We start from the raw sequence: 6,941 nt of genomic DNA on the forward strand, positions 1-6,941 counted from the left end.
GTTCGACGCAACCATCGATGTGGTATGATGCGCGCCCGCTCGGGGCGGGACGGCCGGACAACGGCCCGCAACCCCGGTGGTCCCGCTTTTCAGTCACTCCTCCCGCCGAGACGACGCCAGCATGAACATCACCATCGAACGCGCCGCCCTTCTCCGTTCCCTGGGTCACGTGCAGAGTGTGGTCGAGCGGCGGAACACCATTCCGATCCTGTCCAACGTCCTGCTGCGCGCGGGCGACGGCGAACTGTCGCTGGCCGCCACCGACATGGATCTGGAGATCGTCGAGACCGTCCCGGCGACGGTCGGGCGCCCCGGCGGCACCACCGCCCCCGCCCACACCCTGTTCGACATCGTCCGCAAGCTGCCCGACGGCAGCCAGGTCGAGCTGGACATCGGCGGCGACGGGACCATCCTGACGCTGCGCGCCGGCCGGTCGCAGTTCAAGCTGTCCTGCCTGCCGGTGGAGGATTTCCCGCAGCTGTCCAGCGGCGAGCTGAAGCACAATTTCTCGGTCGCCGCCGCCGATCTGCGCGGGCTGATCGACCGCACCCGCTTCGCGATCTCCACCGAGGAGACGCGCTATTACCTGAATGGCATCTATCTGCACGCCGCCAAGAGCAAGATGGGCAGCCTGGAGACGCCGGTGCTGCGCGCCGTCGCCACCGACGGCCACCGGCTGGCCCGGGTCGAGATGCCGCTGCCGGACGGGGCGGAGGGCATCCCCGGCGTCATCATCCCGCGCAAGACCGTCACCGAAATCCGCAAGCTGGTGGACGAGGCCGCCGACCGCATCGAGCTGTCGTTGTCCGACAACAAGATCCGCTTCGGCTTCGACAGCGTCGTCGTCACCTCCAAGCTGATCGACGGCACCTTCCCCGACTATGAGCGGGTGATCCCGGTCGGCAACGACAAGGTGATGGAGGTGGACGCCAAGCTGTTCGCCGCCGCCGTCGACCGTGTCGCCACCATCTCCACCGAAAAGAGCCGGGCGGTGAAGCTGTCCCTGGTCCGCGGCGCCCTGACCCTGTCGGCCACCAGCCCGGAATCGGGCAGCGCCACCGAGGAGCTGGAGGTCAATTACGCCGAGTCCCCGCTGGAAATCGGCTTCAACTCTCGCTATCTGCTGGACATCACGCAGCAGATCGAGGGCGAGGGCGCCCAGTTCACGCTGGCCGACGCCGCGTCGCCGACCATCATCCGCGACGTTGCCGACTCCACCGCGCTCTATGTCCTGATGCCGATGCGTGTGTGATGGGGCTGCGGGGATCGTCCCCGCCCCAGGCGGAACGGACCAGTTGCAGCACACGGCAGTTTCGATGAGCGGCGGTACCCCGGTGTCCGCCCCAACCCAGGCTTTGGCCCCCGCTTTGGCGGTGCGGCGGATGACGCTGACGCGCTTCCGTGGCTATGACTCCGCGCGGCTGGAGCCCGACCGCCGGCCCGTCGCCCTGATCGGCCCGAACGGGGCCGGCAAGACCAACCTTTTGGAAGCCGTCAGCTTCCTCGCCCCCGGCCGCGGCATCCGCGGCGCCCGGCTGGCCGAGGTGGAGCGGCTGGGATCGCCCCCCGGCGCCGGCTGGGCGGTGGCGGCCATGCTCGACACCCCGATGGGTCCGGTGGAGATCGGCACCGGCCGCGAACCCCATGACGGCAATCGCACCTCCGACCGCGACCGCCGGCTGGTCCGCATCGACGGCCATCCGGCCAAAGGCCAGACGGCACTCGCCGACCATGTCGCCATGGTCTGGCTGACCCCGCAGATGGACCGCCTGTTCCTCGAAGGATCGAGCGGACGGCGGCGCTTCCTCGACCGGCTGGTCTTCGGCTTCGATCCCGCCCATGCCGGGCGGCTGTCCCGTTATGAACATGCGCTGCGCGAACGCGCCCGGCTGCTGCGCGACGGCCGCTTCGACGAGGGCTGGCTCGGCGCGCTTGAGGACCAGATGGCGACCACCGGCATCGCCGTCGCCGCGGCCCGGCGGGAGGTGGTGCAGCGGCTCCGTGCCGCCTGCGCCCGCTCGGTCGGTCCCTTTCCCGGCGCCGACCTTGCCGTCGCCGGCACGGTGGAGCGCTGGCTGGACGAAGGCCCGGCGCTGGCAGCGGAGGATGCGTTGCGCGACAGTCTGCGCATCGGCCGCCGCGCCGATGCCGATGGCGGCGGCGCGTTGGCGGGACCGCACAAGAGCGACCTCGCCGTCCGCCACGCGCCCAAGGACATGCCGGCGGCGCTCTGCTCCACCGGCGAGCAGAAGGCCCTGCTGATCGCCATCGTGCTGGCCAACGCCCGGCTGCTGGCGGCCGAACGCGGGGCGGCACCCATCCTTCTGCTGGACGAAGTGGCCGCCCATCTCGACCCCGAACGGCGCGCCGCGCTGTTCGGCGAAATCCTGGCATTGGGCGCCCAGGCCTGGATGACCGGCACCGACGAGGGGGTTTTCGACCCGCTTGGCGAGGATGCCCGCCGGTTCCGCATCGAAGACGCCCACATCCGCCCCGGATAGGGGTGGAAATTCGGGCCAAGACCCAAAAAAAAGCCGTGTTCACGCACGCTAAACCGCCGAATCCACAACCGAATCTGTTATAGTCGACGCATGGCACAGGAAGCACTGAAGAACGACCTCCCGCAGTCGGAGCCCCAACAGGCGGACTATGGGGCGGAGTCGATCACCGTTCTGCGCGGGCTCGATGCCGTGCGCAAACGCCCCGGCATGTACATCGGCGACACCGACGACGGGTCCGGCCTGCACCACATGGTGTACGAGGTGGTCGACAACGCCATCGACGAGGCGTTGGCCGGCTATTGCGACAAGGTCGAGGTTCTGCTGAACGCCGACGGATCGGTCACGGTGCGCGACAACGGACGCGGCATCCCGACCGACATCCATTCGGAGGAAGGCGTCTCGGCGGCCGAGGTCGTGATGACCCAGCTCCATGCCGGCGGCAAGTTCAACCAGAACAGCTACAAGGTCTCCGGCGGCCTGCACGGCGTCGGCGTGTCGGTGGTGAACGCGCTGTCCGAAACGCTGGATCTCCGCATCTGGCGCGGCGGCCGCACCTGGACCATGCGCTTCCGCCACGGCGTCGCCGAGGCGCCGCTGGCCGATGTCGGCGAGGCGCCGATGGTGCCGGAGAAGGGCAAGCAGCTGTCGGGCACCGAAGTCACCTTCATGCCCTCGGCCGAGACCTTCACCAACATCGAGTTCGATTACGCCACGCTGGAACACCGGCTGCGCGAACTGGCCTTCCTCAACTCCGGCGTCCGTCTGGTTCTGACCGACGCGCGCGGGGTGGAGCCGAAGGTGCAGGACCTGCATTACGAAGGCGGCCTGGAAGCCTTCGTCAACTGGCTCGACCGTTCCAAGGCGCCGCTGCACAAGCCGGCGATCACCTTGAAGAACGAACGCCCGACCGAACATGGCGGCGTGGTGACGGTGGAATGCGCGCTGCAGTGGAACGACAGTTACCACGAGACGACGCTGTGCTTCACCAACAACATCCCGCAGAAGGACGGCGGCACCCACCTCGCCGGCTTCCGCGCGGCGCTGACCCGTGCCATCAACAACTATGCCAACGAATCCGGCATCGCCAAGAAGGAGAAGGTCAACCTGTCGGGCGACGACGCCCGTGAAGGCCTGACCTGCGTCCTGTCGGTGAAGGTGCCCGATCCGAAATTCTCCAGCCAGACCAAGGACAAGCTGGTCTCGTCGGAGGTCCGTCCCGTCGTCGAGGCGGTGGTGGGCGAGGCGCTGGCCCAGTATTTCGAGGAGCATCCGGCCGACGCCCGCCGCGTCGTCCAGAAGGTGGTGGAAGCCGCCGCCGCCCGCGAGGCCGCCCGCAAGGCGCGCGAGCTGACCCGGCGCAAGGGCGCGCTCGACATGGCGTCGCTGCCCGGCAAGCTGGCCGACTGCCAGGAACGCGACCCGGCGTCGTCGGAGCTGTTCATCGTCGAGGGTGACTCGGCCGGCGGCTCGGCCAAGCAGGGCCGCTCGCGCCAGTTCCAGGCCATCCTGCCGCTGCGCGGCAAGATCCTGAACGTGGAACGGGCGCGCTTCGACAAGATGCTGGGCTCGGCGGAGATCGGCACGCTGATCGCGGCGCTCGGCACCGGCATCGGCCGCGACGAGTTCAACGCCGACAAGACGCGCTACCACAAGATCATCATCATGACCGACGCGGACGTGGACGGCAGCCACATCCGCACCCTGCTGCTGACCTTCTTCTTCCGGCAGATGCCCGACCTGATCGAGCGCGGCTATCTCTACATCGCCCAGCCGCCGCTCTACCGCATCAAGCGCGGCAACGCCAAGGAACGCTACCTGAAGGACGACCGGGCGCTCGAAGAGTATCTGGTCGAGGCCGCGTTGAGCGACCTGTCGGTCCAGCTGTCCGACGGCACCCTGCTGATCGGCGATCAGCTGTCCGGCCTGGTCGATCAGGCCCGCACCGCGCGTCCGGCGATCGACACGCTGTCGCGCAAGGTCGGCAGCGCCATGGTGGTGGAACAGGCGGCGGTCGCCGGCGCCCTGTCCGCCGCCCTGGCCGACGACAAGGCGGCGGCGGAGGCCGCGGCCAAGGCGGTCGCCGAGCGGATGAACACGATGGACGCCGACGGCGGCTGGCGCGGCGAGGCGCTGCCCCAGGGCGGCTATGCCGTGATCCGCGCCCGGCGCGGCGTCACCCATCGCCACCTGTTCGACGCCGACCTGCTGAAGAGCGGCGAGGCCCGCCGTCTCGACGGTCTGGCCGCCGACCTGAAGCGGGTGTTCGGCACCGCCGGCAAGGCCTTCGAAAAGCAGAAGGAAACCCGCGCCCTGACCGGCCCCGTCGCCCTGTTCGACACGGTGATGGAACTGGGCCGCCGCGGCGTCACCATCCAGCGCTACAAGGGCCTGGGCGAGATGAACCCGGACCAGCTGTGGGAGACCACGCTGGACCCGACCAAGCGCTCGCTGCTGCAGGTCCGCGTCAGCCATGCCGATCAGGCGGAGGAGGTCTTCTCCACCCTGATGGGCGACATCGTCGAACCGCGCCGCGAGTTCATCCAGGACAACGCGCTGAAGGTGTCGAACCTGGACGTGTGATGCGGGTGGTGCGGTCGGTTCGCTCTCCGTAACCGGAGAGCAAGAAGAGGGCGGGGCCGCAAAGGCTCCGCCCTTTCTGTTTGCGCTGCCTCTCCTCAGTTCTTCGACCGCTCGCTCATGGCGGCGTGGCGGCGGCGGATGTCTTCCGGCCAGGAGCTTTTGATGAAGGCGAGAACCGCCCAGATGTCGGCGTCGCTCAGCTTGGCGCCGAACGCAGGCATATCGCTGCTGTAGCCGGGCGGGGCGAACGCCGCGATGCCCTGCTTGGTGATCTTGAAGAGATCCGCGTCCGGGTGGTGCCACGTATGGCCGGACGCATCGTGAGGCGGCGCGGGCAGACGGCCGTCGGCCTTGCGGCTCTGCCAGTTCGTCTGGCCTTCGAGCCGGGCCCCGTGGCACGACGCGCACTGGTCGGCATACACAACCTTCCCGCGGGCGACCTGCGCGGCATCCGCCGGGTCGGCGCCCGCCTTCGGGCCGACGAGCATGATCGCGCCGGCCACCGCGACCACGGCGGCCAAGGCAAAGCCGATGCCGATCGCCGCCGTTCTGGAAAAACGCATGTTGAACCTCAATGCCAAAGACCGGATGCGCGCCAGCGGGGCCGATGGGCCGGCCGCGCCCAATGGGTGGGGAGCCCGACCATGCGGGCTTCGGAGGTGGGGAACGCCTCGTCGGCCTGCTGAAGCGAGAGCAGGCGCCCGATGCGTTCCTCGATTTCGGGATGGGTGCGCAGCACGGACGGATGCGGATTTCGCCGTCCTGGCCAGAGAATACGCTCCCAGAAGCCGGGATCGTATCGCTGGAGCTTCGCCAAGGCAAATGCCAGACCCTCCGGGTCGCCGGTCAGGTCGGCGGCATCCAGATCGGCGTCGAACTCCCGAGTGCGCGAGAGCCGCAGTTGAATGAGCGTGTTGATGGGGGGTGCCGCCCAAAGAAGCACGATCAGCGGCCAGTTGACCGTGCCGTGCCGCTCCATCGTCTGCGGCAGGCTCAGGAGCAGAAGGACGACTCCGGTCGTCGCCATGGCGCTGGTGACCCGGCTGATGATGTCGGCCAAACCCATGGTCCAGAGATCGTGGTTGCGGACATGGCTGATCTCGTGGGCCAGGATCCCCGCCAGTTCACGCAGGCTCATCGTTCGCAGCAACCCGTCGGTCAGGACGATGGCGCTGCCGCGCGAGGAGCCGACCGTGAAGGCATTCGGCACCGGGGTCGCCAGATAGTGCAACTCGGGAACGCTGGGCAGCCCGGCGCGCCGGGCCAGCAGCCGGGTGGCCTGCTGGACCTCGGGAAGGTCGTAAGGGCCGAGGCGCCGGGCTCCGTAGAGCCGCAGGATCGTCCGCGGCGATACGGTCGGGCTGAACGCCACCGTCGCACCGATGAGGATGGCTGACCAGACGACGCCGAACCATCCGGAGAGCAGCCAGCCGATCGCCGCCACGAGCAGACCCAGGCTGCCCACCAGCAGGATGGATTGCCCCAGATTCCGGAACTTGTGGCGGCGGCGCTGCCGTTCATTGAGACGGACCATCGGCATGCTGCTCGATCCCTGCATCGACCATGACGACCGTAACGGCTTCCGGGTCCTCGCCCCAACCGCGGCGACGGACCCGTGCCGGGCGGCCTCTCACATCATTCCCATCGGGCTGGCGAACAGCCGGTCGGCGGCCTTCTTCTGGTCGTCGGTCAGCACGGCATAGAGCGGCTTGGCGGCGGCCTCAATAGCCTTCATGGCGTCGAGCCGGGTCTCCAGAACCTTCTGCTGGACGGCCAGCCGGTCCGGCCACGCGGACGGCATGCCGCCCTTGGTCATCTGCTCGTGCATGGCCTGATGGGCCTTGGCGTTCGACCGCAGGG

At 68.7% G+C, this 6,941-nt stretch carries 6 protein-coding genes; 3 read left to right on the top strand and 3 right to left on the bottom strand.

What is annotated here, in order from left to right; all coding sequences use genetic code 11:
* Nucleotides 1–121: 121 nt before the first annotated feature.
* The 3 genes from dnaN (at nt 122) to gyrB (ending at nt 5,081) form a co-directional block, all read left to right on the top strand.
* A complete protein-coding gene (gene dnaN / locus TSH20_RS02655) occupies nt 122–1,252 on the top strand; it encodes a DNA polymerase III subunit beta (RefSeq protein WP_109073268.1) in 1,131 nt (376 codons plus the stop codon).
* A gap of 64 nt (nt 1,253–1,316) precedes the next feature.
* On the top strand, nt 1,317–2,501 hold the full coding sequence (gene recF / locus TSH20_RS02660) for a DNA replication/repair protein RecF (protein WP_109073269.1): 1,185 nt from the start codon (nt 1,317–1,319) through the stop codon (nt 2,499–2,501).
* A 90-nt stretch (nt 2,502–2,591) separates the two neighbouring features.
* Nucleotides 2,592–5,081, top strand: a complete 2,490-nt coding sequence (gyrB, locus tag TSH20_RS02665) for a DNA topoisomerase (ATP-hydrolyzing) subunit B (protein WP_109073270.1) — start codon at nt 2,592–2,594, stop codon at nt 5,079–5,081.
* Nucleotides 5,082–5,176: 95 nt separating this feature from the next.
* On the opposite strand, the gene TSH20_RS02670 is transcribed toward gyrB, so the two are convergent.
* The 3 genes from TSH20_RS02670 to TSH20_RS02680 all read right to left on the bottom strand — a co-directional run.
* Nucleotides 5,177–5,644 carry a cytochrome c gene (locus TSH20_RS02670; RefSeq protein WP_109073271.1) on the bottom strand — a complete coding sequence of 156 codons (468 nt, stop codon included), beginning with the start codon at nt 5,642–5,644 and terminating at the stop codon, nt 5,177–5,179.
* Nucleotides 5,645–5,652: 8 nt separating this feature from the next.
* A complete protein-coding gene (locus TSH20_RS02675) occupies nt 5,653–6,621 on the bottom strand; it encodes a zinc metalloprotease HtpX (protein WP_158281941.1) in 969 nt (322 codons plus the stop codon).
* Nucleotides 6,622–6,711: 90 nt separating this feature from the next.
* On the bottom strand, nt 6,712–6,941 hold a 230-nt coding region (locus TSH20_RS02680), incomplete at its 5' end, for a Spy/CpxP family protein refolding chaperone (protein ID WP_199232430.1).

It is taken from the genome of Azospirillum sp. TSH20 (assembly GCF_003115935.1).
In the GTDB taxonomy this organism is placed as follows: Bacteria; Pseudomonadota; Alphaproteobacteria; order Azospirillales; family Azospirillaceae; genus Azospirillum.

What these genes read in the sequence shown, in the direction of transcription:
- dnaN (WP_109073268.1), top strand. Translation starts at nt 122, where the DNA reads ATGAACATCACCATCGAACGCGCCGCCCTTCTCCGTTCCCTGGGTCAC.
- recF (WP_109073269.1), top strand. Translation starts at nt 1,317, where the DNA reads ATGAGCGGCGGTACCCCGGTGTCCGCCCCAACCCAGGCTTTGGCCCCC.
- gyrB (WP_109073270.1), top strand. Translation starts at nt 2,592, where the DNA reads ATGGCACAGGAAGCACTGAAGAACGACCTCCCGCAGTCGGAGCCCCAA.
- TSH20_RS02670 (WP_109073271.1), bottom strand. Translation starts at nt 5,644, where the DNA reads ATGCGTTTTTCCAGAACGGCGGCGATCGGCATCGGCTTTGCCTTGGCC.
- TSH20_RS02675 (WP_158281941.1), bottom strand. Translation starts at nt 6,621, where the DNA reads ATGCCGATGGTCCGTCTCAATGAACGGCAGCGCCGCCGCCACAAGTTC.